Consider the following 26,040-nt stretch of genomic DNA (forward strand, 5'->3'; position numbering starts at 1 on the left):
GAATCCCCCATTGCTCCCCGGGGATGGCTCCGCCTTGAAACACCTGCTGGTCGGCCTGGACAGGCTGGACGATTTCGACGACATCATCGACGTGCGCTCGCCGCTCGAATATGCCGACGACCATATTCCCGGCGCCCTGAACGCGCCGGTGTTCAGCAACGAAGAACGCGCCCTGGTCGGCACGCGCTATCGAGAGGCGCCGTTCGAGGCCACCCGCCTGGGCGCCGCCATCGCCGCCCGCAATATCGCCCGCCACCTGGACACCACCTTCGCCGCGCGCCCGCAGGGCTGGCGCCCGTTGATCTATTGCTGGCGCGGCGGCAAGCGCTCCGGGTCCATGACGGTGATGTTCAACATGATCGGCTGGCGCGCGCGCCAGCTCGACGGCGGCTACAAGACCTATCGGCGCGCCACGCTCGATATCCTGGACACGCTGCCGACGGCGCTGCGCTTCGTGGTGCTGACCGGCCCCACCGGCAGCGGCAAGACGCGGCTGCTCAACGCCCTGGCGCAAGCCGGCGCGCAAACGCTCGACCTGGAAGCGCTGGCCGCGCATCGCGGCTCGCTGCTGGGCGCGTGGCCGGGCCAGGCGCAACCGACGCAGAAGCGCTTCGATACGCTGCTGGCGGCGCGGCTGCGCGAGCTCGACGCCGCCCGGCCGGTCTTCGTCGAGGCCGAGAGCCGCAAGATCGGCGCGGTGGCCCTGCCCGCCACGCTGCTGGAGGCGGTGCATCGGGGCGCCTGCGTCGCGGTGACAGCCAGCCGGGAAGACCGCGCCGTCTTTCTGCGGCAGGACTATGCACAGCTGTTCGACGATCCCGCGGGCTTGAAATCCCAACTGCTGCGGCTGGTCGGCCTGCACAGCCGCGACACGGTGGCTGGCTGGCTACGCATGATCGACGAGGGTCGCCGCGACGACCTGGCGCGCGCCTTGATCGACCAGCATTACGACCCCGCCTATACGCGCAGCAGCCAGGCGCACTTCACGCGGTTGCCGCAGGCGCTGCCGGTGGTGTTCCGGCCCAATGACGCCGACGTGGTGGCCCAGGCGCGGGCCTTGCTGGCCGCGCTGGCCTAGTTTTCCCGTGTGGGGGCTGCCCGCACGCGCCCCCATCCTGACGCCACGGCGTCGTTGCAAGCGCTCGCGCAAGGCGCGGCGGTCGCCACGGCTTGCACGCGGCCTTGAACTCGCCGAACGAATCCCGCCAGACGCCTGCATCCCCGGGATAGCAAGCCAGGCGCGGACAAGGTCGGGCCTCGCCCGCCGTGGCGGATCGGCGGCAGCGGCCAGCCGGCCCGGACAACGCTCAGTGCCAAGCACAGAATCCGCTCGCTCGTAGCAGGAATTTTCTGAAAATCCCTCGATAAAACCCGCCAATCCGGTGCGGCCCGCCCGCCGCCAGGGTCTTGTTACGTTTCCTTCGAATCAATACGGCGCATCTAAGAATCGTCTTATTTTTTCGCTCCCCCCGCGAACGCACCATGAAAGCTACTGCCACGTAATCGCCTTTGTCCGATACGCACCAGTACGCTTCAGCGGCTCCTGCTTTTTTTCGGTCTGGTTCTGTTCGATGTGTCTGGGTATGCCAAGGCCAAGGGCCAAGGAGCCACCCATGCACTGTTCCCTCAACCCGATCATGCTCGGGCTGCTGGCCATCACCCTGCCGGCCTTCGCCAACCCCGCGCAGGCCGCCGAGCTCGGCCAGGTCATCATCAACGATCCGTCGGGCAGCATTGCCCGCGCACTCGACAACGGCGACACCCTGACCTACGCCGGCAGCGGCGCCGCCCTCGATGTCTCAGTCGCCGGCAACAGCGTGCGCGGCGACCGCGTAACGATCACCGCGGGCTCGGCCACCACCGCCAACACCCTTGGCGTGCGCGCCAGCGCCGGCGGCAGCGTGACGTTGACCGACAGCGTCATCAAGACCGTCGGCGCCGGCCAGAATGCCCACGCGCTGACGGCCACCGGCGCCGGCAGCCTGATCACCGTCGGCGGTAGCGATATTGCCACCCTGGGCACGTACTCGCACGGCGCGTATGCGCAGTCCGGCGGCCGCATCGACCTCAATGGCGGCAGCATCACCACCGCCAACGGCGGCAGCCGCGGCCTGACCGCGACGGGCGCCGGCTCGACCATCGTCGCCCGCGACGTGACCATCGGCACCAACGCCTACAACGCCACCGGCGCCGCCGCCGAAACCGGCGCCAGCGTCACCGTGCAGGACGGCAGGATCACCACCACCGGAAACTACAGCGATGGCGTCAGCGTCAGCGGCGCCAACGCCGTGGTGACGCTGTACAACACCGAGGTCAACGCCGCCAGCGGCGTGGGCGCGCGCGTCGAGGGCGGCCGCTTCGAGATGGACGGCGGCAGCCTGACCACGGGCGGCTCCGCGGTCATGCTCAGCTCCGGCAGCGGTGCGCCCTCTGCGGCCAGGATCCGCAACGCCAGCCTGACCGCCACCGGCGACCACAGCTATGGCATCAACATCAACGCCAAGGACACTTCCGCCGAGATCGAAAACGTCTCGATCTCGGCGCTGGGCGTCTACGGCACCGGCGTCTGGCTGCCGTCCACCGGCACGCGCTTCTCGGCCACCGGCTTCGACATCGCCTCGGCCCACGTGGGCGTGGACAACCGCGCCGGCCAGGTCACGCTGGTCGACGGCCGCATCAAGACCCGCGACGCCAATGCCCACGGCCTGTACCTGTCGCGTGAATACGGCAGCTCGGCCACCATCAAGGCCACGCGGGTCTCCATCGACACCGCCGGCAATGGCGCCGTGGGCGCGCTGGCGCGGCTGGGCGGCGCCGCCATCGAGCTGGACGGCGTCACGATCAACACGCTTGGCGCCACCGCCTATGGCCTGTTCGCCAGCGGTTCGGGCGCCAGCCTGTCGGCGCGCAACTCCCAGGTCAACACCAGCGGCGCGGGCGCCAGCGGCCTGTCCGTCAGCAACCGCGCGGCCGTCACGCTGGACAGCACCGGCCTGGCCATGACCGGCGCCGGCGCCAATGGCATCTGGAGCTACCTCACCGGCGCCGGCCTGAGCAATACCGTCACCTTCCGCAATGGCAGCCGCATCGACACCCAGGACGGCGTCGGCCTGCTCGCCTCGGGCGGCGGCCACACCTTCCTGGTCTCGGACTCGGACATCACCGCGCGCGCTGGCGGCGACATCGACAGCGGCGTGCTGCTGCATTCCCGCGCCGTCACGGTCACCAGCGGCGGCGTGTCCACCGTCATCGAGAGCGAGCAGGTCACGCTGGACGCAAGCAACGCCCGGCTCACCGGCGACGTGCTGGCCGACAGCGGCAGCGTCGATGTCTCGCTCAAGAACGGCTCGGTGCTCACCGGCGCCGTCATACAGCGCGGCACGGGCCTCGCCAATGGCCTGACCGTGGACAACACCAGCGCCTGGAACGTGCGCGGCGATTCCAGCCTGGGCACGCTGACCAACGCCGGCACGGTGGCCTTCACGTCGCCGGCCGGCGCCAGCGGTTTCAAGACCCTGACCGTCAACAACTACATCGGCGGCGGCACGCTGGTGCTCAACACCCGCCTGGGCGACGACGCCTCGCCCACCGACAAGCTGGTCATCGATGGCGGCACCACCTCGGGCAATACCGCGCTGCGCGTCGTCAATGCCGGCGGCAGCGGCGGCCAGACCACCTACGGCATCCGCGTGGTCGAAACCATCAACGGCGGCACCACCACGGCCGACGCGTTCCACCTGGACAGCGGCTCCACCGGCTACCGCGCCAGCGCCAACACCGTCTCGCTCAATGGCTACGACTACAGCCTGGTGCGTGGCGGCAACGGCGGCGTGGCGCCCGATTGGTACCTGACCTCGGACTACACGCCGCCCGTTAACCCGCCCGACCCGGGGGATCCGGCCAAACCGACCGATCCCGGCGATCCGGCGTGGCCCGTGGCCCCGCCCGATCCCGTGCTGCCAGGCGGCGGCTTCAAGAACGTATCGCCCGAAAGCGGCGCCTACGCCGGCAACCGCCTGGCCGCCATGCGTCTGTTCACCCACAGCCTGCACGACCGCGTGCCGGCCTATGCCGACGACGACGCCGACGCGCGCCGCGGCCGCGGTCTGTGGGCCCGCGCGCAGGGCCGCCACGACAGCGGCCTGCGCATGTCCGAGGGCCGTGTCGATGTCGACACCGACAGCGCGATGCTGCAGTTGGGCGGCGACCTGCTCAAGGCCCCGCTTGGCCGCGAGGGCGCGGTGTATACCGGCCTGATGGGCGGTTATGGCGACGCGCGCAGCCGCTCGGTATCCACCCTGATCCAGCCCGGCAGCGGCCAGCGTACCCATGCCCGCGCCCGCGGCAAGGTCTCGGGCTATTCCGCCGGCATCTATGGCACGTTCTACCAGAACGACGCCACCCGCCTGGGCGCGTATGCGGACACCTGGGTGCAGTACGGCCGCTACACCAACCAGATCAGCAGCGAACTGGGCTCGGTGCGCTATCGCGCCAACGTCTGGAGCGCTTCGCTCGAAGCCGGCTATGCCCTCAAGCCGTTCGCCGCCGGCTCGGCCCTGGAAACCCTGGTGGTGGAACCGAACGCCCAACTGGTCTACAGCCGCTACGACGCGCGCGACGCCACGCTGCAAGGCACCCGCATGCGCAGCGGCAACGACGGCGCCTGGCAGTCGCGCGTCGGCGTGCGGCTCTATCCGCAGGCCGCCCCCGCGGCGGCCGGCAAGCCCGCGGTGCGCCCCTTCCTGGAAACCAACTGGCTGCACGACAACGCCAACCCGGCGGTGCGCATGGGCAGCACCACGCTGCAGGCAAAACCGGCGCGCAACGCCTTCGAACTGAAGCTGGGCGCGGAAGGCCGCGTGGGCAAGGCGACGCAGGTGTCGGGCCATGTCTTCGGCGTGGCCGGCAGCGGCAGCCAGCATGGCTACGGCGGCATGATCAACGTCAGCTACCGCTGGTAAGGCAAGGCGCCGCGCCCGATGCCAGCCCAGGCCATCCCGCCCGGCCCCGCGCCGGCGCGGCCCGCCTCAGATCTCGGCCAACGTCCTGCGCAACTCGGCCTGCAAGGCCGTGAGCAGGGTCCTGGCCGTGTCGCTCAGGCCATCGGCGGCCAGCCGTTCCTCGGCCTGCTCGGCCTGCTGGTACAGGTCCATCGCCTGCACCGCGGCGAAGCCGCCGCGCATGCGGTGCAGCACCGAGCGCAGGTCGCGCAGGTCGCCACCGGCGTGGGCCTGCTCCAGCCGCGCCAGGTCCTGGGTCATGGTCTGCAGGAAGACGTCGCGATACTTGCCGACGATCGGCGGCGCGCCCCGCGCCGGCGCGGCATTGACAGGCACGGCGGGCGCGGCGGGCCCTTCGCCCGCTGCCACCGTCGCCGCGCGGCCGGTGCGATGCGCGCGCAGCTGGTTCCACAGCAGGCTGAGCTTGATCGGCTTGACCAGCCAGCTGCTCATGCCGGCCGCCTTGCAGCGCGCCTCCTCGTCCTTGAGCGCATTGGCCGTGACGCCGATGATGGGCACCGTCACGCCCTGCGCCCGCAATGCGCCGGCCAGTTCGTAGCCGTTCATGCGCGGCATGTTGACGTCCGTCAGCACCACGTCGAACGGACCGATGTTCCATTGCGCCAGGGCCTCGGCGCCATCGGGCGCCAGCGTCACCTGGCAGCCCAGCTGTTCCAGCTGGTCGCACATCGTGACCTGGTTGATCGGGTTGTCCTCGGCCACCAGGATGCGCAGGTTGAGCGGCGCGTAATGCGGCGCCACGGTTTCCTTGGCGGTGTCGACATCGCCGCTGGCCCAGCGCTCGAGCGCGAAGCCGATGCTGGTGAGATAGTGGCGGTCGGCGCGGTACAGCGCGGCGCCGCGCACGTCGCGCCCGCCCGCCGACACCACCGGCCCCTGCCATTCGGTCGGCGCCGCCGCGTCGCCGGCGATATGCACGTCGACCAGCACGCCGTCGCCCGCCTCTTCCGGCGTCAGGGTCGCCGGCGCGATGCTGGCCTGGGCGCCCCAATAGATCAGCCACTGGCAGATGTTGTCGCTCAGTTCCTTGCGCGCGCTGCGCACGTAGACGCGCAGCCCCTCCAGCCGCGGCGACGGCCCGGGCGGCGGCTCGGCCGTGTCCAGGTCGATGGCGATCGAGAAACTGCTGCCCAGGCCCAATTCACTGGTCACTTGGATGGTACTCCCCATCAATTCCGCAAGACGGGCGCAGATCGACAGGCCGATGCCTGCCCCCCGCACCAGATGCGATCGGCTATCGATCTGATAGAACGGTTCGAACAGGCTCGCCTGGTTCTCGGCGCTGATGCCGACGCCGCTGTCGACCACCTGGAAATGCAGGCGGGTGCGCGCATCCGGCAGGGCCTCGGCCCGCAGGCGCGCCACCACGTGGCCGGAATCGGTGAACTTGATGGCGTTGTTGACCAGGTTGTTCAGGACCTGCCGGATGCGCCCGCCGTCGCCCACCACCCAGGCGGGCGTCGAGGTGTCGACGCAGCTGTAGATGACGAGCCCCTTCTGCTCGGCCATGCCGGCGTACGAGGCAATGCAGTTCTCGACCAGCTCGCGCGGATCGAAGCCGTCCATTTCGAGGGCCAGCTGGCCGGACTCGATCTTGGTGATGTCGAGGATGTCGCTGATCAACTGCTGCAGGATCACCGAGGAATCCTGGATGCGGTCGACATGGCGGCGCTGTTCGTCGTCCAGGTGGGTCAGGGACAGCACCTCGAGCGTGCCGAGCACGCCATACAGCGGGGTGCGGATCTCGTGGCTCATGGTGGCCAGGAAGGTGGACTTGGCCTCGTTGGCGCGGTCGGCCTGCTGCTTGGCCTGCGCCAGCGTGCGTTCCATCTCGGCGCGCGCGCTGATGTCGGCGAAGGCGCACAGCACCACGTCCTGCTTCTTGTAGCGGGTCGGCGCGAAGGCGACGAACAGCGGCCGGCCCTCGTGGGTGCGGAAGGTCTCGATGGTGCCGGGCCGGGTCGCGCCCAGCACCTGGCGCAACAGCTTGTTGGCCTCGGGCGAGTCGTGCGGTTGTTCGCCCACGCCGATGCCGAGCCATTGGCTCGCCAGCGCGTTGCTGAACACCACGCGCCCCTCCAGCCGCGACAGCACGCACAGCGCGACCGGCGCCGTGTCGAGCACGGTGCGGTTGAATTCCTCGCTTTCGACCATGTCCAGGTGGGCGACCTCGGCGGGATGGATCACGCGCCGGTTGTACCAGAGCAGGTAGCCGGCGCCGGCCGCCAGGCCCAGCGCGAGCATCAGCAGCACCGTCAGCGGCAGCCACATGTTGGCGCGAAAGAAGCTGCCGTAGTTGAGCTTGTAGTAGCCCGTCCAGGTGCCGCTTTTGTCGGCGATGCGCAGCACCAGGCCGTCGCCGCCGAAATGAAAGCCCGCCTGCGCGACCTGCGGCGGCGCGCCTTCGCCGAACAGGATGGCCTTGCCCTGGTGCTGCAGCCAGAACTGGTCGTACAGGGGCATGTTCAGGACCCGCTCGGAGATGCTGACGCGGCCGCGGTTCAAGAGCGACACGGCGTAGACGTTGCGGCGCGTGGCGATGGTGCCATCGCGCGCGTTCAGCGGCAGCATCACCGGCAGCATGCCGATGATGTCGTCGGGCAGGTCGGCGTCGCGTAGCCACGTCACGCGCGGGCCCTCGCTGCCGGAACGGTCCTCGGGATCGGTGCCGCCGGCGGCCTGCTGCACCGCCTGGACCACCGCCAGGAAGGTGTGGCGGGTCAGCGGCTCGTAGCCGGACACCGTGGAAATCGCCGGCACGCTCAGGCTGATCTGCTGGCTCGGGGAAATGATGAAAAGCGGCGCCGCCGGATACACCGAGGCCGCCCAGCGCGTGGAATAGAAGTCCGACAGGTAGCCGCCGATGCCGGTGAATACGCCGTTGCTCACCGGGCAGGCGTCGGGGCTCTGGCACAGCAGCGAGAACGGCATGGCGGCGATCGCGTGCTGGCCATCGAAGAAAGCCCAGGAAGCGCGGTCGAAACCGCTGGTCTCGCGGACCGGCGTGGGCGCCACCAGCCGCAGGCCGTCGGGATTCAGGCCCTGCGCGTACAGCCCCTGCAGCACGGTCTCGTGGGCATGGATGTAGCCGACCAGCACGGTAAAATCGACGCGCAGCTTCTCCTCTTCCTGCTGCAGGATGCGCTGACCGCCCCAATAGAGCACGCCGCCCAGCGCCAGCAGCAATGGCAGGGCGCCGAACAGCGCGATGTTCAAACGACGGGACGCTCGGATGACCTTGATGAGCGGCGTATCCAGTTTCATAGGTGCTTCAGTGCCCATGGGCGCCATGTCGCCGGCGTGCCGCCGGTCTTTCCGCGGGGGTGGCGCGCGGTTCGCCCTGGCTCGGTTCGTTGGCCAGCAATTCGTTGAACGCCGCCAGGTCCACGGCCGCCGAGATCAGGAAGCCTTGCACGCAGTCACAGCCGATGCGGCGCAGGAACTGCAGGTCTTCCATGGTTTCGACGCCTTCGGCCGTGACCTGCAGCCCCAGCTGCCGCCCCAACTGCACCGACGACACCAGCGCGGCCGCGCGGACCTCGTCCTTGGTGACGCCGTGCACGAAGGCGCGGTCGATCTTCAATTCCGTGAACGGCGTGGAGATGAGGCTGTACATCGAACTATAGCCCTTGCCAAAATCGTCCTGCGACAGACCGAACCCCTTCAGCCGCAGCCGGCTGGCGCCCATGTAGTAATTGCCAGGCACCACCGTCACGTCGTCTTCCAGGAGTTCGAATGTTACGTCCTCGGCGGGAATGCCGCTATTGGTGACCAGGTGATGCAGTTCGTCCGGCAGCTGCGGGCGGTCCAGCAGGCTGACGGGCAGGTTGATGGAGACCGGCACGCGAAAGCCGCGCTGGCGCCAGGCACGGTAGGCGGCCAGGCTGTCCTCCAGCATGCGCGTCAGCAGCTCGTAGTCCAGGCCGTACTCGCGCAACGTGCGCAGGAACGAGCCCGGCATCATCAGGCCCAGCCCCCGGTGCTTCCAGCGCACCAGCGCCTCGGCGCCCACGATGGCGCCCGAGGCCAGCGACTTCTTGGGCTGGAACCAGGCCTGGATGCTGCCGTCGCGCAGGGCGCATTCGACGCTGGCGCGATCCAGCAGGTCGCCGGTGTCGCCAGGGCTGGCCAGCGCCCCCGGCGCCTCGGCCGGCGGGCGGCGCTGCAGGCGCTCGGCCAGGCCCGCGATCTGCTCGCCGGTGATGGGCTTGACGAAGGTGCCGAGCATCGAGAAGCCGTTCTCCTTGGCCATCAGGCCGACGCTGTTGGCCATGCGGCGCGAACACGCGGTGACCACGGCCAATATCGGCCGCAGGTTCAGGCGGGCGAGTTCGTGGATGAACTGGACGCCGTCCATGCCCGGCATGCGGATGTCCATGAGCACCAGGTGGTAGCCCTCGGCGCGGATGCGGTCGAGCGCCTCGTCGGCGCTTTCCACCGTATCCACGTGACCGAAGCCGGCCTGCCGCAGCAGGTCCCGCAGGTGCAGGCATTGCAAGGCGTGGTCGTCCAGGACCAGCACTTTGTAGTCTGAAAGCTGTTTCACGTCATATCCTTTGCGACGCCGTGCAGGGTCTGGGCCAGGACCATGAACGGCAAGGGCTTGCACAGCACCTGGTTCATGCCCGCGGCCACCCCGCGCTGCGCGATCTCGGCGGCCGAACTGGAGGTCAGGCCGATGATGGGGCCGGCGTGGCCGCCGTCCCGCAGGGCCCGCGTCAGCTCATAGCCATTGACGACAGGCATGTTCAGGTCGGTCAGGACCAGGTCGAACGGCTGGCCGCGCCACAGCCGCAGCGCCTCGTCGCCGTTGCTGGCCAGGGTCGCGACGCAGCCCAGGTGTTCCAGCTGCTCGCGCAGGATCAGCTGGTTGATGACGTTGTCCTCGACCACCAGCACCCGCAGGCCCAGCGACCGTTGCGCGCCGCCGTCGGCGCCCAGCGCGCCGCGCTCGACCCCATCCTGCGCCATCTGCACCGCGCGGCAGATGCTGACGGGATTGAAGGCGCTGGCCACGCCGCCAACGGCGTTGGTCATGAAGGCGCCCTGGTGGGCGCCGGGCGCCAGCACCCGCACGCGCCGATGCGGCCAGCGCGGCTCCGGCGTCGACGGCGGCCAGGTCTGCACCAGCACCGCGCCGGCCGGCTCGGCGTCATCGGCGGGCTTGCGGTACGGTAATGCGATCGCGCCGCAGGCATTCAGCCAGCCGCGCACGTTGTCGATCACCTCGGGCACCGCGCCATCCACGTACACCGGCCGCGGCTGCAGCGTCACTGGCGCGGCGCCGTCCGCGTCGTCGGCCGCCAGCGAGAGGCAGAACGAGATGCTGGTGCCCAGCCCTTCCTCGCTGACCACCGCCAGCGTGCCGCCCATCAGGTCGGACAGGCGCCGGCAGATCGTCAGCCCCAGGCCCGTGCCCGCGACGTCGTTGTCCTGGCCCGCCGGCGCGCGGAAGTAAGGCTCGAACAGGCGCGCGCGATGGCTTTCGCGGATCCCCGGGCCGGTATCGGCCACCTGGAAACGCAGGCGCACCCGCCCCGGGCCGTCGTCCGTGGCGCTGGCGCGCAGCACGACCCGGCCGGCCTCGGTGAACTTGACGGCGTTGCTGACCAGGTTGTTGAGGATCTGCAGGATGCGGATGGCGTCGCCCTGCACCGCCATCGGCATGCCGACCTCGGTGACCGCGTAGACGTCCAGCCCCTTGGCGCGGGCCCGCGCCGCGTAGTTCGCCACCACCTGTTCGACCAGGTCGGCCGGCGAGAAAGCGCCGATGTCGAGCTCCTCGCGGCCGGCCTCGATGCGCGACAGGTCGAGCGTGCCGTTGATGGTGCGCAGCAGGGTCGAGGACGATTGCTGGATGGTGCCGAGGTATTGCTCCTGCTGGCCGGTCAGGCCGGTCAGCGCCAGCAGTTCCAGCGTGCCGAGGATGCCGTACAGCGGCGTGCGGATCTCGTGGCTGATGGTGGCGAAGAACATGGCCTTGGACTCGCTGGCGCGGTCGGTGGCCTGCTTGGCCTGGCGCAGCGCGCGTTCGACGTTCTTCTGGGCGGTGATGTCGCTGATGCCGCACAGCACCACGTCCTCGGACTGGTAGGTGGTGGCGGCGCAGGCCACGTAGGCGCTGCGGCCATCGGCCAGCGTGTATTCCTGCCCGCCGGTCTCCGCGCCCGCGCGCAGCAGGGCTTCACGCCAGTGGTCCTGCTCGCCCAGCCACTGGCGCGCGGCCGCGTTGGACAGCAGCACGGCGCCGTCGGTGCGCCGCAGCAGGCACAGCCCGACCGGGGCCACTTCGACGATCTTGCGGTTCAGCGCCACGCTGTCGACCAGGGCTTCGTACTGCCGCAGCGCCGGCCGCACCAGCCGGTTGCGGATGTGGCGCACCGCCAGCAGCACGACCAGGATCAGCGCGACCGCCACCGCGCCGGCGGCCCAGAACGACGCGGCGCCGTCTTCGAGCAGATCGCCGATGGGCACGTAGTAGGCCAGCCGCCAGCCGGCCTCGCCGACCGACTTGACCAGCACCAGCGTCTGCGGCCACCAGCTGTCGCCGCGCAGATGAAAGGAATCGCGCGACAGGTAGGCAGGGGTTTCGTCGACCCGCGACGGCAGCCTGCCGCCGTGCAGCGCCATGGCGCCCGAGCCGTCGTACAGCGCATAGCCGGCGCCATCGCTGGCGCATTCGGCTTCGACCATGCTGGCCAGGCCGCCCACCTCGAGGCCGACCCAGGTGCGTTCCTCGCCCGCCACGTCGGCCGGGGCGTAGAGGAACAGCCGGTTGGCCTCGTCCATCGGCGGACGCAGCCAGACGATCGGCGTGCGGCCATCGGGGCCAGGCCGCGCGCTGTGCAGGCGCAGGGTTTGCGCCAGCCAGCGCGCGGTTTCCGTGGACATGGGCTCGGCGCCGCCATCGGATCGGACAGGCAGGCGCGTGACGGCGTCGCCGCCGGGCGCGGCGTAGACGATGTGGGCGCGCAGCTGCGCCACGTTGGCGCGGTCGCGCGGTGTGAGGATCAGCGCCCATTCATAGGCGCCGGCGGCATCGACCAGCGGCGTGACGCTGATCTGGCCGGTGGCGCCGAAGGTCTTGGGGGTGCGGGCGACCGGCATGTGATCGGTGTTGCGCACCGCCGAGGCCGCCACCGACCGCAGCAGCGCTTCGCGCTGGTCGAAATACAGCTGGGCGTTGTAGGCGCCGGCGTTCATGCGGCGGCGGTATTTCGAGACCTCGCCGGTGAACGACCAATAGGCGTAGAGCGCCGTTCCCACCAGGATGCATGCCGCGAGCGCCACGGCAAACATATGCAGCAGAAGCATAGGCAGCCCGGGGGCCGCCGCCGTCAATGCTTCCCGGGAACGGGGATTTACGATCATGCGGCTATCGTAGATTTCCGCCCTCGCGGCCAAACCAAGAATATTCTCAAAGCGCGGGGGAGACGAGCTGCGGGCGCGGGCGTCGCGCCGAGTTGGCCGCGCGCGAAGTCACGCTCGAGGGCGCGTGGCGCCGCCCCGCCCCTGCGCCGCGACGCCGGACTCCTCGTCGCGCCGGCGCCACACGGCGGCGGCACGCCATATGTAACCAAATCAAATAATTCAATTCGGAGCGGCGTCAGCCTTGCCCGAGCCGCGCAAACGCCGCCGCCCGCCATGGCCCGCCATCGCCCTATGACGGGGCCGCGTTTTTCCCGAACCCTGCCCCATGGGAACCCCGGAAAAACCGTTTCAGCGCGTCCACATGGGCGTCCCCAGGGTGTGGAATGCACGCCACACCCCCTCTCGCCATCTCCCCGGGGCGCTGGCATGATGCGGCGCGTAGGGCACCTGTCAAGCATCTGAATAAGGAAAACAAACGTGCGATTCAGTTTTTTCAAGGCCCTGCTGGCCTGCCTGTGCGGCGCCGTGTTGAGCGCCTGCACCACCTGGGACGTGGCGATGATGCGCCACAAGGGCAAGCCCGTGAATGACATCGTGGTCGACTGGGGCGTGCCCGACCGCGTCTATGCCAGCGAAGACCTGCCGATCGGACAACTGGTCTACATGTGGCAGACCTCGGGCGAAGTCTCCTGGGATGAGGCCGTCGGCTCCTTCTACGTGCCTCCGCCCGGCGGCGTCAGCTATGGCTTCGGCTCCAACACCGGCACCATCTACCAGCGACGCACGGGCGTCGCCAGCTGCTACACCATGCTTCACGTCGACGAAAAGGGCATCGTCGTCGGCGGCGAACTGGTCAACAACGGCACGACCTGCAAGATGTGGTGATGGCCGCGCGCCCGGCATCGCGCATGCGCGCCGCCAGCCAGCCTCCCATCGGACAACCCGCAAGAGAATTCCTGATGATGAACATGAAAGCCACTTTCGCCTCCCTGCTCGCGCTGGCCTTGCTGTCCGGCCAGGCCTTCGGCGCCGAGAAGAAGCCCACCGCCGGCGACATCTCCCGCGCCATCGCCTACGCCGACGTCATGCGCGCGTTCGCCTACGCCAAGCAGGCCAATCAATTCAAGGAACGCTACGACAAGATCGGCCCCGGCCAGGATGGCCTGGAAGCCATGACCCACGCGGCCAATCTCATGACCCTGGCCAACCAGGCGATGCGCGCGGCCTGCGCGCGCGAGCCGCACTACGTGGAAAAGGGTATCGAGGCCTTCCGCTGCAGCAAGATCAAGTAGACGGCCCGACCCGGCAGGGTCGAGGCCGCGCACCAGGCCCCGAACCAGGGCTGCCGCGGATCAAGGCAAGCAAGCGAGGCCGACGACCGGCAGGCTCGCCATAGAACCCCGCAGAACTCACGTTCCGCGGGTTTTTTTGCGCCTGGACAGGACGGACGGCATCGTCGCGATGCGACGGGTGCGTGCGCGAACGCGATCTTTGTGTCCTACCTTTCATGCATAGCGGTTCTATGTCGTCGTCTTTGGAAATATAGTCGAGCCAAAATCTTCGGCAGCGTTCCTCCTCATGTCCTCCCGCCTTCTGCCCGGCGCCCGATGGGCGAGCGTGGCGATCTTCTTCGCCAGTGTGTTTTCCGTAGTGCCCGGCACGGTTCATGGCGCGCCTGACGCACTGCTCATCAGCACCCAGGGCGCCAACGGCGCGCCCGCCTGTATGCTCTGCCACGGCGCCCACGGAGAAGGCAATCCGGTCTCCGGCTTTCCGCGATTGGCAGGCGCTGGCGCGGCCTATCTGCAGGAACAGCTTGAGGCCATCGCCAACGGCTCGCGCGTCAGTCCCGTCATGACAGCCATCGCCAAGACACTGGAACCGGCGCAACGCGAGGCCATGGCGCAGTTCTACGCCGCGCTGCCCTCCCCCCTGGACACCGACCGCCTGGCCGCCACGGCGCTGCAGTCTCCCAAGCCCGCCGACGTGGGCGCCTGGCTCGCCATTCGTGGCGCCTGGGACAGGAACATACCCGCCTGCAACCAGTGCCACGGCCCCGGCGGCATCGGGGTGGGCGATCATTTCCCAAGCCTGGCGGGCCAGCCCGCCACCTACCTCGCCGAACAGTTGCGCCTCTGGCGTGAAAACCAACGTCCGCCCGGCCCGCTGGGCTTGATGGCGGCGGTCGCCACGCGCCTGACAGACGCCGAGATCACCGCGGTGTCCGCCTACTACGCCGGCCTGCCCAGGACCGCCGACCCGCTCGCCACGCAAGCCGGCACCGCCGCGAAGGCCAAGCCATGATCCCGCCCTCCGCCCGTCTGCGCCCGCTGCAGGTTGCCGTCCTTGCGCTGCTGGTCATCAGCGCGATCGTCCTGGCCACCGCGATTCGCAACGGGCGCCCGACGTTTCCCACGACGGCCCCTCCTCGCCCGCCAGCCGATGCGCCCGCCGATCGGACGTCAATCCTTGGTCCTGCGGCCGCCGCGCCGCGGCCCGATACCCGCCCCGCTTTCACGCCGCCATCGGCCGCCTCACTGCCGGACACGGCATTCGGCAAGACCGTGCGCCAAGGCGAGCAGATCTTCCTACATACGCCGCAGAACGCTCCCCAGTTCGCGGGCAACAACCTGAATTGCTCCAGCTGCCACCTGGACGCCGGCCGCCGCCCCGACGCCGCGCCCATGTGGGCAGCCTACGTGATGTATCCGGCCTATCGCGCCAAGAACGGCCACGTCAATACGCTCGCCGAACGATTGCAGGGTTGTTTCCGTTTCAGCATGAACGGCAAGCCACCCGCGGCCGACGATCCGGTCCTGGTCGCCCTGCAGACCTACATGTTCTGGCTCGCCGACAAGGCACCCACCGGCGTGCCGCTCAAGGGCCACGGCTATCCGAAGCTGGCGGCGCCGCCGCAGAAGGCCGACTACCTGCGGGGCAGCCAGGTCTACGCCCGGAACTGCGCCGTCTGCCATGGCGACGAAGGCCAGGGTCAGAAGAATGGCGAACACTGGGTCTTCCCGGCCTTGTGGGGGACCGATTCCTTCAACTGGGGCGCCGGCATGCATCAGATCAAGAACGCCGCCGGCTTCATCAAGGCCAACATGCCATTGGGCCGCGGCGGCCTGCTGAGCGACCAGGAAGCCTGGGACGTGGCCTACTTCATGAACGCGCATGAACGTCCGCAAGATCCGCGCTACACCGAATCCGTGGCCAAGACCCGCGCCAAATACCACGATTCCGAGGATTCGCTGTACGGCCTCGAAATCAATGGCCACCTGCTTGGCAGCGAGGCGCCGCAGTCCGGAGGCAGGCTGGCGCAGGGCGCCGGGCGCTGAGGCCGGATTTCATCGGCCCATGACGACGGCTTGCGAACCAAACCGTCACGCCATGCGGCACCGATCGATTTTCGCGCAGCCCCCGAGCCTGTCCGACGCCGATCGGCAGCTGCGCCGGCACGCGTTGCTGCGTCTGTCGCTGGCGTGGCTGGCGATGATGCAGGTGATGATGTTCGCCTGGCCGGGCTACCTGCGCCATGACGGCATCCCCAGGGACGCCCTGGAAACGCTGGACTGGGCCATCGTGCTGATGAACTGGGCCAGCCTGGCCCTGACCGTGCCGGTGGTGCTGTATTCGGCCTGGCCGATCTGGCGCCACGCCGGCGCCAACCTGCGTTACGGCCGCGCCGGCATGGACGTGCCGGTGGCGCTGGGCATCGTGGCCGCCTTCATTCCCAGCGTGCATGCCACCTGCACCGGCCACGGCGAGGTGTATTTCGATTCGGTCACCATGTTCGTCGCCTTCCTGCTGACGGCGCGCTACCTGGAACTGTGCGCCCGGCAGTCGTTCGGCGGCTCGACGGGCGGCCAACGGCATGCCCGGGTCGAGGCGCAACGCCTGCTGCTGGGCGCCGGCGCCGACCGGCTGGCTTCGCGCTTCGTCATGGCGCAGGTGGCGTTGGCGCTGGCCGCGGCGGCCGCCTGGGCCTATATCGATCCGACCCGCAGCCTTCCCGTCATGGTGGCGCTGCTGGTGATGAGTTGTCCCTGCGCCATGTCGATGGCGGTGCCCACCGCCATGGCGTCGGCCCATTCGGCGCTGGCGGCCCATCCGTCGATGTCCGACGCGGCGCTGGACACGCTGCTGGCCCAGGCGCAGCGCAAGGCGCGCCAGAGCCTGCATGGCTCGCTGGCCTGGCATCTGTTGATGACGCCGCTGGCGCTGGTCGGCTGGGTCACGCCCTGGCTGGCGGCGATCGCCATGCTGGTGTCGTCGTTGGCGGTGGCATGCAACGCGTGGCGGTGGGCCCGCCGCGATTGGTCCGCTGATCTGGCATGCGCCGAAGCGCCGGGGTCCGCCCCATGATCATTCTCTACCTGCTGCTGCCGCTGTCCCTGCTGTTCGTGCTGGTCATCGGCGTGTCATTGTGGTGGGCCGTTTTCAATGGCCAATATGACGATACCGACAACGCCGGCGCCGCCATCCTGCGCGACGACGACAGCGGACCGACGGTTCGCGGATGATTCGGATCGAATCCCATATTCATATCGACCCTCATCATTGAAACTGGAGGCTGTTGTTTTGAAAAAGGGGCGGTAATGGACCATTACACCGCCATCGCGAGCAAGTCCGACACCTTCAACTACCGTATCGTCCGGCAGTTCGCATTGGTCACCGTGTTCTGGGGCATCGTCGGCATGACCGTGGGCGTTTTTCTCGCCGCGCAGCTGATCTGGCCTCAGTTGAATTTCGACACCGCCTGGCTCAGCTACGGCCGCCTGCGTCCGCTGCACACCAACGCCGTGATCTTCGCCTTCGGCGGCAGCGCGCTGTTCGCGACCTCGTACTACGTGGTCCAGCGCACCTGTCAGGCCCGCCTTTTCTGTGACTGGCTGGCCGCCTTCACGTTCTGGGGCTGGCAGGTCGTCATCGTCGGCGCTGTCATCACCTTGCCGCTGGGCTACACCAGCAGCAAGGAATACGCCGAACTCGAATGGCCCATCGACATCCTGATCACGCTGGTCTGGGTGGCCTATGCCATCGTGTTCTTCGGCACCATCATCAAGCGCCGCGCCAAGCACATCTACGTGGCCAACTGGTTCTTCGGCTCGTACATCCTCACCATCGCCATCCTGCACATCTTCAACAACATCGAGATGCCGGTGACGCTGTGGAAGTCCTACTCGGCCTACGCCGGCGTGCAGGACGCCATGGTGCAGTGGTGGTACGGCCACAACGCGGTCGGCTTCTTCCTGACCACCAGCTTCCTGGGCATGATGTATTACTTCGTGCCCAAGCAGGCCGGCCGTCCGATCTATTCGTACCGCCTGTCCATCGTCCACTTCTGGGCGCTGGCCTTCACCTACATGTGGGCCGGTCCGCACCACCTGCTGTACACCTCGCTGCCCGACTGGACCCAGTCGCTGGGCATGACGTTCTCGCTGATCCTGCTGGCGCCGTCGTGGGGCGGCATGATCAACGGCATCATGACGCTGCAGGGCGCCTGGTACAAGCTGCGCACCGATCCGATCCTGAAGTTCATGGTGACCGCGCTGTCGTTCTACGGCATGGCCACGTTCGAAGGCTCGATGATGGCGATCCGCACCGTGAACGCGCTGTCGCACTACACCGACTGGACCATCGGCCACGTGCACTCGGGCGCGCTGGGCTGGGTCGCGATGATCTCGTTCGGCTCGCTCTACTACCTGATCCCGCGCCTGTATGGCCGCGAAAAGATGTACAGCGTCAAGGCTATCGAACTGCACTTCTGGATCGCCACCATCGGCGTGGTGCTGTACATCGCCGCGATGTGGATCGCCGGGGTGCAGCAGGGCCTGATGTGGCGCGACACGGCGGCCGACGGCACGCTGGTGTACAGCTTCGTCGAAGAGCTCAAGACCCGGGTGCCGTATTACCTGATCCGGCTGCTGGGCGGCACGCTCTACTTGTCGGGTATCTGGATCATGGCCTGGAACGTATGGAAGACGGTGAGCGGCGCGAAGGCGGTCAACCCCGCCATTCCGCCGGACACCGCCCACGCCGTCGGCGCACCGGCCACCGCTTGACGAGGACATCATGGCCGACAAGCAACAAGGATTTTTCTCCCACCAGACGCTCGAAAAGAACATCGGCTGGATGATCATCGCCAGCATCCTGGTGGTGTCCTTCGCCGGGCTGGTGCAGATCGTGCCGCTGTTTTTCCAACACAGCACCACGCAGCCGGTGGCAGGGGTCGAACCCTACAGCCCGCTGCGCCTGATGGGGCGCGACGTCTACATCCGCGAAGGCTGTGTGGGCTGCCACTCGCAGCAGATTCGTGTATTGGCGGCCGAAGTGCAACGTTACGGCCCCTACTCGCTGGCCGCGGAGTCCATGTACGACCATCCCTTCCTGTGGGGTTCCAAGCGCACCGGCCCGGATCTGGCGCGCGTGGGCGAACGCTACTCCGACGAGTGGCATCGCATCCACCTTCGCAACCCGCGCCTGGTGGTGCCCGAGTCCAACATGCCGGCCTATCCATGGCTGGAAAAGACGGTGATCACCGGCCAGAACGTCGAGCAGCGCATGCGCGCGCTGCGGGCCCTGGGCGTACCGTATACCGACGAAGAGATCGCCGCCGCGCCCAAGGCCATCGAAGGCAAGACCGAAGAGGACGCGCTGGTAGCCTACCTGCAAGGGCTAGGCGTAGGCGTGCGCAAGGCGCAGCAGGCCAGGAAGGCGGAAGATGCCAGGAAGGCCGAGGAATCCAGGAAGGCGGAAGAGGCCAAGAAGGCCGAAGAAGCCAGGCAGGCGGCGCAGCCCGCCGCCTCGGGAGGTTGATCATGGCCTACGTAAGCGCAATCGTCACCGCGATCTCGATGGCAACCTTCCTCGGCATCGTCTGGTGGGCCTGCTCGCGCGGCCGCCAGGGCGCCAACAACGAATCGGCGATGCTGCCGTTCGCGCTGCCCGATGAATTCGGGCCGGCACAACAAGACGGAGCGGATCGGCCATGAGCGATTTCGTCAGCGGCTTCTGGGGCTACTTCATCTCCATCGTCGCGGTCGGCGGCGTGGTGTTCTGCGTGACGCTGCTGTACTCGCAACGCCGCTGGCTCGGCGCCAAGCCGGCCGGCGGCCAGGCGGACGACACCGGCCATGTCTGGGATGGCGACCTGACCGAACTGAACAACCCGGTGCCGGGCTGGTGGACCTGGATGTTCTTGTTGGCGTGCGCGGTCGCGCTGGGCTACCTGTTCTTGATGCCGGGCCTGGGAACATACCAAGGCCTGCTGGGCTACAGCAGCGCCGACGAAGTGGCGCGGCAGCAGGCCAGGATGGCCGAGGCCGTGCGCCCGATCTACGCGCGCTTCGAGACCATGACCGTGCCGCAGATCGCCGCGGACCCGGGCGCCCGGGAGATCGGCCAGCGCCTGTTCCTGAACACCTGCGCGCAATGCCACGGTTCCGACGCCAAGGGCGGGCCCAGCTTTCCCAACCTGGCCGACAAGGACTGGCTGTATGGCGGCTCGCCCGACACCATCATGCAGACCATCACTTATGGCCGCGTCGGCGTGATGCCGGCCTGGAAAGCCGCCATCGCCCCCAAGGCTGCCGGCGACATCGCGCAATACGTGCGGTCGCTGTCGGGGCTGGACGCGGATCCGGAGCGGGTATTGCGTGGCCAGCGCGGCTATCAGACCTACTGCATTGCCTGTCACGGTGTCGATGGCAAGGGCAACCAGGTCCTGGGCGCGCCGAATCTGACCGACGAAGTCTGGCTTTACGGCAGTTCGGAAGCGTCCATCGTCAAGACCATCCTGGATGGGCGCGAAAATCACATGCCGGCGCACGGCGACATCCTGACGCCGGTGCAGATCAAGCTCCTGACGGCCTGGGTCTGGGGCCTGTCGAACAAGCCCGACGCGCAGGCGCGGCCGGCCCCGCCGGCCGGCCCGGCCGACTAGGCCTCGCCCCATGGATGATGGGTCAACCTCAAGCGTCAGCAGTCCGCCTGGCGGCGACCCGCCACCCTGGCGGCCGCACGTGCGGCCGCCGCGTCCGGGCCAGGAAACGCTGGAGCAGACCCTGGCCGGCGTGCGCGGCAAGATCTACCCGCGCTCGGTCAGCGGCATCTTCGCGCGCTGGCGCATCGCCTTCGTCTTCCTCACCCAACTGATCTTCTACGGCCTGCCGTGGCTGCAATGGAACGGCCGCCAGGCGGTGCTGTTCGACCTGGGCGCGCGCAAGTTCTACCTGTTCGGCCTGGTGCTGTGGCCGCAGGACGTGGTCTACCTGGCGGTGCTGCTGGTGATCTCGGCGCTGGCGCTGTTCCTGTTCACCGCGGTGGCCGGGCGGCTGTTCTGCGGCTACGCCTGTCCGCAGACGGTCTACACCGAGATCTTCATGTGGATCGAGCGCAAGGTCGAAGGCGACCGCGTCGCCCGCATCCGCCTGGATGAATCGCCCTGGACCTGGCGCAAGGCGCGCCTGAAGGTCACCAAGCACTTCCTGTGGATCGCGCTGGCCTGGTGGACCGGCTCGACCTTCATCGGCTACTTCGCGCCGATCCGCGAGCTGGGCCACGAGCTGTTCACGCTGCAGCTGGGCCCGGGGCAATGGTTCTGGATGGTGCTCTACGGGTTCGCCACCTGGGGCAACGCCGGCTTCATGCGCGAGTCGGTCTGCAAGTACATGTGCCCGTACGCGCGCTTCCAGAGCGTGATGGTCGATCCCGATACCTTCGTCGTGACCTATGACAAACGTCGCGGCGATCCGCGCGGCGGCCGTTCGCGCAAGGTCGATCACAAGGCCGCGGGGTTGGGCGACTGCGTCGATTGCAGCCTGTGCGTGCAGGTCTGTCCGACCGGCATCGACATCCGCGAGGGCCTGCAATACATGTGCATTGGCTGCGGCGCCTGTATCGATGCCTGCGAGCAGGTGATGGACAAGATGCAGTATCCGTCCGGGCTGATCCGCTACACGTCCGAGCGCGCCATGCTGGACGGGCTGTCGACACAAAGCGCGCGTTCGCACCTGCTGCGCCCGCGCGTGCTGATCTACGGCACGCTGATCCTGGGGCTGGCGGTGGCGTTCGTGACCTCGCTGGCGATGCGCAACCCGCTGCGGGTGGACGTGATCCGCGATCGCGGCGCGCTGGGTCGAGAGGTGGCCGGCGGCATGATCGAGAACGTGTATCGGCTGCAGATCATCAACACCTCGGACTCGCCGCTGCGCTTGCGGCTGTCGGCCGAGGGGCTGCCCGGCCTGGCGGTGCGCGCCGGGCAGGGCGAGTCGGACGTGGTGCAGGTCGAGGCGGCGGCCAACAAGCTGGTGCCGATGGTGATCCGCGCGCCGGCCGGGGCCGAGCCGGGCGCGCACCCGATCACGCTGCGGGCCCGTGCCCGCGATCAGGAAAACCGGTCGATCGAGACCGATGAACCCGCAAGTTTCTACGTGCCCGAGTGAATCTGGAAAAGGATACCGACGATGAATACCGCCCCTGTTGCCGCGCCACCGATGGTCAAGCCCTGGTACCGCGAACCCTGGCCGTGGTTCCTGATGGCCGGGCCGTTCCTGGCGGTGATCGGTTGCGCCATCACGATCTACCTTGCCTTTACGTACTTCGGCAACCAGCCGATCCAGGAAGGCGTGGTCACGCGCGGGTTGGTGATCGAGCAGGTCGATGCGGTATCCTCGCCGCCGGCGTCGGACAGTCTGTAGATCTTCGGGCCGGGCCGAACGCGCGCCGCCGTATGTACCCGCAGAGGTATCCGCGAAGATGCCCAAGAACAGGAATGCCCAAGAAAAAACCCGCAGAACTTGCGTTCTGCGGGTTTTTTACCTGCCTGGCATGCCAGGCAGGGAATCTGGCGGAGATGGTGGGATTCGAACCCACGATGCAGTTTTTAGCCACATACTCCCTTAGCAGGGGAGCCCCTTCAGCCTCTCGGGCACATCTCCGAAGAGAACGAGATTCTAGCACGACTTTTTACACTATTGCCCGCAACCAAGGCGCGGCAGGGAAAAAATCGTGCTGTGTCCGTTCGCTCAGACCTTGGTGGCGGGCGCCTGGTCCAGGCCGAAGGCCTTGTGCAGCGCGCGCACGCCCAGTTCCATGTACTTGTCGTCGATGATCACCGAGGTCTTGATTTCGCTGGTGCTGATCATCTGGATGTTGATGCCCTCTTGCGACAGCGTCTGGAACATCAGGCTGGCCACGCCAACGTGCGAGCGCATGCCGATGCCGACGATGGAAACCTTGGCGACCTTCTCGTCGGTCGAGAGCTCGCGCGCGCCCACGGCGGGGATCACTTCGCGCTTGAGCAGGTCGACGGCGCGGGCGAACTCGTTGCGGTTCACGGTGAACGAGAAATCGGTCGTGCCGGCCACGGACTGGTTCTGCACGATCATGTCGACGTCGATGTTGGCGGCGGCGACCGGGCCCAGGATCGAGAAGGCGATGCCGGGTTTGTCGGGAACACCCAGCAGGGTGATTTTGGCTTCGTCGCGGCTGAAGGCGATGCCGGAGACAACGGCGGCTTCCATTTTTTCGTCTTCCTCAAAAGTAATCAGCGTGCCCGAACACATTTCTTCGTCGAGCGGGATGAGCGGGTCGGTCAGCGAGGACAGCACCCGCGTCGGCACACGGTATTTGCCGGCGAATTCGACCGAGCGGATCTGCAGGACCTTGGAGCCCAGCGAGGCCATTTCCAGCATTTCCTCGAAGGAAACGACGGCCATGCGGCGCGCTTCGGGCACCACCCGCGGATCGGTCGTGTAGACGCCATCCACATCGGTGTAGATCAGGCATTCATCGGCCTTGAGCGCCGCCGCCACGGCCACGGCCGAGGTGTCGGAGCCGCCGCGGCCCAGGGTGGTGATGTGGCCGTCAGGGTCCACGCCCTGGAAGCCGGTGACGATGACCACGCGGCCGGCGTCCAGGTCGGCGCGGATGCGGGCGTCGTCGATCGACGTGATGCGGGCCTTGGTGAACGACGAATCGGTGCGCACCGGCACCTGCCAGCCCGCGTAGCTGCGGGCGGCGACGCCTTCGGCTTGCAGCGCGATGGCCAACAGGCCGCTGCTGGCCTGCTCGCCGGTGGCGGCGATCATGTCGAGCTCGCGCGCGTCGGGTTGGGGCGTAATCTCGCGCGCCAGGCCCAGCAGGCGATTGGTTTCGCCTGCCATGGCCGACGGCACCACGACAACCTGGTGGCCGGCAGCGTGCCACTTCGCGACGCGTCGCGCCACGTTCCTGATGCGCTCGACCGAGCCCATCGAAGTACCGCCATATTTATGAACGATCAGGGACATCTCGTACTCTGGCTGGGGACCCGCCGCAAGAGTGTTGACGGGCAAAACCTCATATTCTATCCCGACGGTAAAAATTTGCGCAGGCCATGGAATTTTCTTTCCAGGGAACGGTCGTTTTTTCCGGAAAAATGTCGTTCTGGCCAGAATTCGACGGCGTCAGCCGCGGATTTCACTGCGCGCGGCGCCTGCCGGCACCGGGCGCCCCCACCTTTGCGCTAACGTGACGCCGGCGGTTGCGGATCCGGCCGCGGCTCGATCCAGACCCGCCCGCGATGGCAGCGCACCACGTGGCCGGCCTGTTCGACCCGCAACTGGCGGTCGTGCCCCAGGCTGTGCAGGCCGCGCAGCTGGCGCAACAGGTCGTTCAGGCGCGCCTCGGTCGGCATGCGGGCGCCCTGTTGCGCCATCCAGTGGCGCAGCACGTGCGCCTGGCGCGCCGGCGACAGTCGCCGCCAGGCCGCCAGCGAGAAGCTGGCGCCGTCCGCGCTCGGCTCCAGCGCGGCGAAATCCTCGCGCGCCACCTCGTCCAGGATCTCGTTGGCTTCGGCCATGTGCCGGGCGTGACGCGCGACGATGGCGCGCCAGCCGGGCCAGCGCGCATCCAGCACCGGCGCCAGCAATTCGCGCAGCGCGGCGCGGGTGTAGCGCGGATCGGCGTTGGTCGGGTCCTGCACCGCGTGCCAGCCGGTGGCGTCGGCAAACTGCCGCGCGGCCTGCAGGATCGTCGCCCGGTCCTGCTCCAGCCACGGTCGCAGATAGGTCAGGCCGTCACGCGATGTGAGCGGCGCCATGGCCGCCATGCCGGCCAGCCCGGTGCCGCGCAGCAGGCGCAGCAGCACGGTCTCGGCCTGGTCATTGCGATGGTGCGCCAGCAGGACCACGCCAATGCCCTCCTCGGCCGCCAGCCGCGCCAGCGCGGCATAGCGGGCGTCGCGCGCGGCGGCCTCGATGCCCTTGCCGCCGGCCGCGTCGACCTCGACGCGGGCCTGCCGCAGCGGCAATTCCAGCAGCCCGGCCAGCGCCTCGACCTGATCGCGCCAGCCATCGGCGGCGGCTTGCAGGCCGTGATGCACGTGCAGCAGCGCCACGCCGGCGCCCCGTTCCCGCGCCACGGCGGCGGCATGGACCGCCAGCATGGCCGAGTCGGCGCCGCCGCTGACAGCCACGGCGAAACGCCCTGGCGGCCGCGGCAGGGCTTGCAGGGCGCGGCGCAGGGCCGCGATCAGGTCGGGCGAGACGGGATGGGGGGAAGGCGTCCCCGCGGCAGTCGAGTCGGACGCGGGGCGGGAAGTCATGGCGGCGGGCGCGGGCCGGAAGCGGCCGCGGCGCCGGCCAAGGCCGGCGCGCGCGCTTCGCTCAGGCGCGCACTTCCTGGAAGGCGCCGTAGGACAGCAGGCGTTGCACCCGCTGTTCCACCAGTTGCTCGGGTGTCATGCCCTGCAGCTGGCGCAGGGCATCGCCCAGCGCGCGGCGCAGCAGGCGCGCCATGACGCGCGGGTCGCGGTGCGCGCCGCCCACGGGTTCATTGATGACGCGGTCGACCAGGCCCAGGTCCTTCAGGCGCGGGGCGATGATGGCCAGCGCCTCGGCGGCCTCGGGCGCCTTGTCGGCGCTGCGCCACAGGATCGAGGCGCAGCCCTCGGGCGAAATCACCGCGTAGGTGGCGTACTGCAGCATCAGCACGGTGTTGCCCACGGCGATCGCCAGCGCGCCGCCCGAGCCGCCTTCGCCGATGATGGTGACGATCACAGGCACCTTCAGTTCGGCCATGGCGTACAGGTTGTGGCCGATGGCCTCGGACTGGCCGCGTTCCTCGGCGCCGATGCCGGGATAGGCGCCCGGGGTGTCGACGAAGGTGAACACGGGAATGCCGAACTTTTCGGCCAGGCGCATCAGGCGCAGGGCCTTGCGGTAGCCTTCCGGACGCGGCATGCCGAAGTTGCGCGCCGCGCGTTCCTTGGTGTCGCGGCCCTTCTGGTGGCCGATCACCATGCAGGGCGTGCCATTGAAGCGCGCCAGGCCGCCCACGATGGACTGGTCATCGGCGTACATGCGGTCGCCGTGCAGCTCGTGGAAGTCGGTGAAGATCTCGCGCACGTAGTCCAGCGTGTAGGGGCGCTGGGGGTGGCGCGCGACCAGCGCCGTCTGCCAAGGCGTGAGCTTGGCGTAGATTTCCTTGGCCAGCGACTGGCTCTTCTGCTGCAGACGTCCGATCTCGTCGGAGATGTCCACCGCCGAATCGGCCTGCACATAGCGCAGCTGCTCGATCTTGTTCTCAAGCTCGGCGAGCGGCTGTTCAAATTCCAGAAATGTATTGCGCATGTAGTGTGGTTCCGTAGATGGGCGACCTGGAT

The 26,040-nt window shown here is 68.3% G+C and carries 20 protein-coding genes and 1 tRNA gene; 14 read left to right on the forward strand and 7 right to left on the reverse strand.

Going from position 1 to position 26,040, the window contains the following annotated elements; genetic code table 11:
- Positions 1-34: 34 nt before the first annotated feature.
- A complete protein-coding gene (gene mnmH / locus ABFG95_RS05545; protein ID WP_278989736.1) occupies positions 35-1,078 on the forward strand; it encodes a tRNA 2-selenouridine(34) synthase MnmH in 1,044 nt (347 codons plus the stop codon).
- Between the two features lie 535 nt (positions 1,079-1,613).
- Positions 1,614-4,961, forward strand: coding sequence for an autotransporter outer membrane beta-barrel domain-containing protein (locus tag ABFG95_RS05550; RefSeq protein ID WP_278989735.1), 3,348 nt, complete (start codon positions 1,614-1,616; stop codon positions 4,959-4,961).
- Positions 4,962-5,027: 66 nt separating this feature from the next.
- On the opposite strand, the gene ABFG95_RS05555 is transcribed toward ABFG95_RS05550, so the two are convergent.
- From ABFG95_RS05555 to ABFG95_RS05565, 3 genes are read right to left on the reverse strand one after another with little or no spacing between them, the layout of a single operon-like run.
- Entirely contained in the window at positions 5,028-8,285 is a 3,258-nt protein-coding gene (locus tag ABFG95_RS05555) for a hybrid sensor histidine kinase/response regulator (RefSeq protein ID WP_278989734.1), read from the reverse strand.
- Between the two features lie 7 nt (positions 8,286-8,292).
- Positions 8,293-9,567 (reverse strand): EAL domain-containing protein, encoded by a 1,275-nt coding sequence (locus tag ABFG95_RS05560; protein WP_336725030.1) that lies wholly within the window; start codon positions 9,565-9,567, stop codon positions 8,293-8,295.
- Entirely contained in the window at positions 9,564-12,335 is a 2,772-nt protein-coding gene (locus ABFG95_RS05565) for an ATP-binding protein (RefSeq protein WP_348995554.1), read from the reverse strand. The genes ABFG95_RS05560 and ABFG95_RS05565 overlap by 4 nt, the downstream gene beginning before the upstream one ends.
- Before the next feature lie 534 nt (positions 12,336-12,869).
- Here ABFG95_RS05565 and ABFG95_RS05570 point away from each other — a divergent pair.
- The 12 genes from ABFG95_RS05570 to ABFG95_RS05625 all read left to right on the forward strand — a co-directional run bounded on the left by ABFG95_RS05570 (position 12,870) and on the right by ABFG95_RS05625 (position 22,093).
- The gene (locus ABFG95_RS05570) at positions 12,870-13,277 is read left to right on the forward strand and encodes a hypothetical protein (RefSeq protein ID WP_049072923.1); all 408 of its coding nucleotides are present in this window, start codon (positions 12,870-12,872) and stop codon (positions 13,275-13,277) included.
- Positions 13,278-13,351: 74 nt separating this feature from the next.
- A complete protein-coding gene (locus tag ABFG95_RS05575) occupies positions 13,352-13,684 on the forward strand; it encodes a hypothetical protein (protein ID WP_348995555.1) in 333 nt (110 codons plus the stop codon).
- A gap of 286 nt (positions 13,685-13,970) precedes the next feature.
- Complete coding sequence (locus ABFG95_RS05580; protein WP_278989729.1) at positions 13,971-14,696, forward strand: c-type cytochrome; 726 nt, start codon at positions 13,971-13,973, stop codon at positions 14,694-14,696.
- A complete protein-coding gene (locus tag ABFG95_RS05585; protein ID WP_348995556.1) occupies positions 14,693-15,730 on the forward strand; it encodes a c-type cytochrome in 1,038 nt (345 codons plus the stop codon). Before ABFG95_RS05580 ends, ABFG95_RS05585 begins: the two co-directional genes overlap by 4 nt.
- A gap of 52 nt (positions 15,731-15,782) precedes the next feature.
- Positions 15,783-16,757 carry a hypothetical protein gene (locus tag ABFG95_RS05590; RefSeq protein WP_278989725.1) on the forward strand — a complete coding sequence of 325 codons (975 nt, stop codon included), beginning with the start codon at positions 15,783-15,785 and terminating at the stop codon, positions 16,755-16,757.
- Entirely contained in the window at positions 16,754-16,915 is a 162-nt protein-coding gene (gene ccoS, locus ABFG95_RS05595; protein ID WP_045953287.1) for a cbb3-type cytochrome oxidase assembly protein CcoS, read from the forward strand. Before ABFG95_RS05590 ends, ccoS begins: the two co-directional genes overlap by 4 nt.
- Positions 16,916-16,990: 75 nt before the next feature.
- Positions 16,991-18,457, forward strand: a complete 1,467-nt coding sequence (gene ccoN, locus ABFG95_RS05600) for a cytochrome-c oxidase, cbb3-type subunit I (protein WP_175147103.1) — start codon at positions 16,991-16,993, stop codon at positions 18,455-18,457.
- A gap of 10 nt (positions 18,458-18,467) precedes the next feature.
- Positions 18,468-19,211, forward strand: coding sequence for a cytochrome-c oxidase, cbb3-type subunit II (ccoO, locus tag ABFG95_RS05605; RefSeq protein ID WP_175147104.1), 744 nt, complete (start codon positions 18,468-18,470; stop codon positions 19,209-19,211).
- Positions 19,211-19,387, forward strand: a complete 177-nt coding sequence (locus ABFG95_RS05610; protein WP_175147109.1) for a CcoQ/FixQ family Cbb3-type cytochrome c oxidase assembly chaperone — start codon at positions 19,211-19,213, stop codon at positions 19,385-19,387. The genes ccoO and ABFG95_RS05610 overlap by 1 nt, the downstream gene beginning before the upstream one ends.
- The gene (gene ccoP / locus ABFG95_RS05615) at positions 19,384-20,337 is read left to right on the forward strand and encodes a cytochrome-c oxidase, cbb3-type subunit III (RefSeq protein ID WP_175147105.1); all 954 of its coding nucleotides are present in this window, start codon (positions 19,384-19,386) and stop codon (positions 20,335-20,337) included. The genes ABFG95_RS05610 and ccoP overlap by 4 nt, the downstream gene beginning before the upstream one ends.
- Before the next feature lie 10 nt (positions 20,338-20,347).
- Complete coding sequence (gene ccoG / locus ABFG95_RS05620; protein WP_348995557.1) at positions 20,348-21,838, forward strand: cytochrome c oxidase accessory protein CcoG; 1,491 nt, start codon at positions 20,348-20,350, stop codon at positions 21,836-21,838.
- A 21-nt stretch (positions 21,839-21,859) separates the two neighbouring features.
- A complete protein-coding gene (locus ABFG95_RS05625; RefSeq protein ID WP_068953584.1) occupies positions 21,860-22,093 on the forward strand; it encodes a hypothetical protein in 234 nt (77 codons plus the stop codon).
- Between the two features lie 147 nt (positions 22,094-22,240).
- Here ABFG95_RS05625 and ABFG95_RS05630 read toward each other — a convergent pair.
- From ABFG95_RS05630 to ABFG95_RS05645, 4 genes are all read right to left on the reverse strand, one after another.
- Positions 22,241-22,333 (reverse strand) — tRNA-Ser (locus ABFG95_RS05630).
- 87 nt (positions 22,334-22,420) lie between these two features.
- Positions 22,421-23,686: an aspartate kinase gene (locus ABFG95_RS05635; protein ID WP_049072922.1), complete on the reverse strand. Its 1,266-nt coding sequence runs from the start codon at positions 23,684-23,686 to the stop codon at positions 22,421-22,423.
- Between the two features lie 215 nt (positions 23,687-23,901).
- Positions 23,902-24,900 (reverse strand): tRNA lysidine(34) synthetase TilS, encoded by a 999-nt coding sequence (gene tilS / locus ABFG95_RS05640; protein ID WP_348996036.1) that lies wholly within the window; start codon positions 24,898-24,900, stop codon positions 23,902-23,904.
- Positions 24,901-25,042: 142 nt separating this feature from the next.
- Positions 25,043-26,008 carry an acetyl-CoA carboxylase carboxyltransferase subunit alpha gene (locus ABFG95_RS05645; RefSeq protein WP_049072921.1) on the reverse strand — a complete coding sequence of 322 codons (966 nt, stop codon included), beginning with the start codon at positions 26,006-26,008 and terminating at the stop codon, positions 25,043-25,045.
- Between the last annotated feature and the right edge of the window lie 32 nt (positions 26,009-26,040).

Source organism: Achromobacter sp. HNDS-1 (genome assembly GCF_040084795.1).
Lineage (GTDB): Bacteria > Pseudomonadota > Gammaproteobacteria > Burkholderiales > Burkholderiaceae_B > Achromobacter > Achromobacter ruhlandii.

Excerpts from the sequence above, each read along its gene's own strand:
- ABFG95_RS05550 (WP_278989735.1), top strand. The coding sequence starts at position 1,614 with ATGCACTGTTCCCTCAACCCGATCATGCTCGGGCTGCTGGCCATCACC.
- ABFG95_RS05555 (WP_278989734.1), bottom strand. The coding sequence starts at position 8,285 with ATGAAACTGGATACGCCGCTCATCAAGGTCATCCGAGCGTCCCGTCGT.
- ABFG95_RS05565 (WP_348995554.1), bottom strand. The coding sequence starts at position 12,335 with ATGCTTCTGCTGCATATGTTTGCCGTGGCGCTCGCGGCATGCATCCTG.
- ABFG95_RS05575 (WP_348995555.1), top strand. The coding sequence starts at position 13,352 with ATGATGAACATGAAAGCCACTTTCGCCTCCCTGCTCGCGCTGGCCTTG.
- ABFG95_RS05580 (WP_278989729.1), top strand. The coding sequence starts at position 13,971 with ATGTCCTCCCGCCTTCTGCCCGGCGCCCGATGGGCGAGCGTGGCGATC.
- ABFG95_RS05585 (WP_348995556.1), top strand. The coding sequence starts at position 14,693 with ATGATCCCGCCCTCCGCCCGTCTGCGCCCGCTGCAGGTTGCCGTCCTT.
- ABFG95_RS05590 (WP_278989725.1), top strand. The coding sequence starts at position 15,783 with ATGCGGCACCGATCGATTTTCGCGCAGCCCCCGAGCCTGTCCGACGCC.
- ccoS (WP_045953287.1), top strand. The coding sequence starts at position 16,754 with ATGATCATTCTCTACCTGCTGCTGCCGCTGTCCCTGCTGTTCGTGCTG.
- ccoN (WP_175147103.1), top strand. The coding sequence starts at position 16,991 with ATGGACCATTACACCGCCATCGCGAGCAAGTCCGACACCTTCAACTAC.
- ccoO (WP_175147104.1), top strand. The coding sequence starts at position 18,468 with ATGGCCGACAAGCAACAAGGATTTTTCTCCCACCAGACGCTCGAAAAG.
- ccoP (WP_175147105.1), top strand. The coding sequence starts at position 19,384 with ATGAGCGATTTCGTCAGCGGCTTCTGGGGCTACTTCATCTCCATCGTC.
- ccoG (WP_348995557.1), top strand. The coding sequence starts at position 20,348 with ATGGATGATGGGTCAACCTCAAGCGTCAGCAGTCCGCCTGGCGGCGAC.
- ABFG95_RS05625 (WP_068953584.1), top strand. The coding sequence starts at position 21,860 with ATGAATACCGCCCCTGTTGCCGCGCCACCGATGGTCAAGCCCTGGTAC.
- ABFG95_RS05635 (WP_049072922.1), bottom strand. The coding sequence starts at position 23,686 with ATGTCCCTGATCGTTCATAAATATGGCGGTACTTCGATGGGCTCGGTC.
- ABFG95_RS05645 (WP_049072921.1), bottom strand. The coding sequence starts at position 26,008 with ATGCGCAATACATTTCTGGAATTTGAACAGCCGCTCGCCGAGCTTGAG.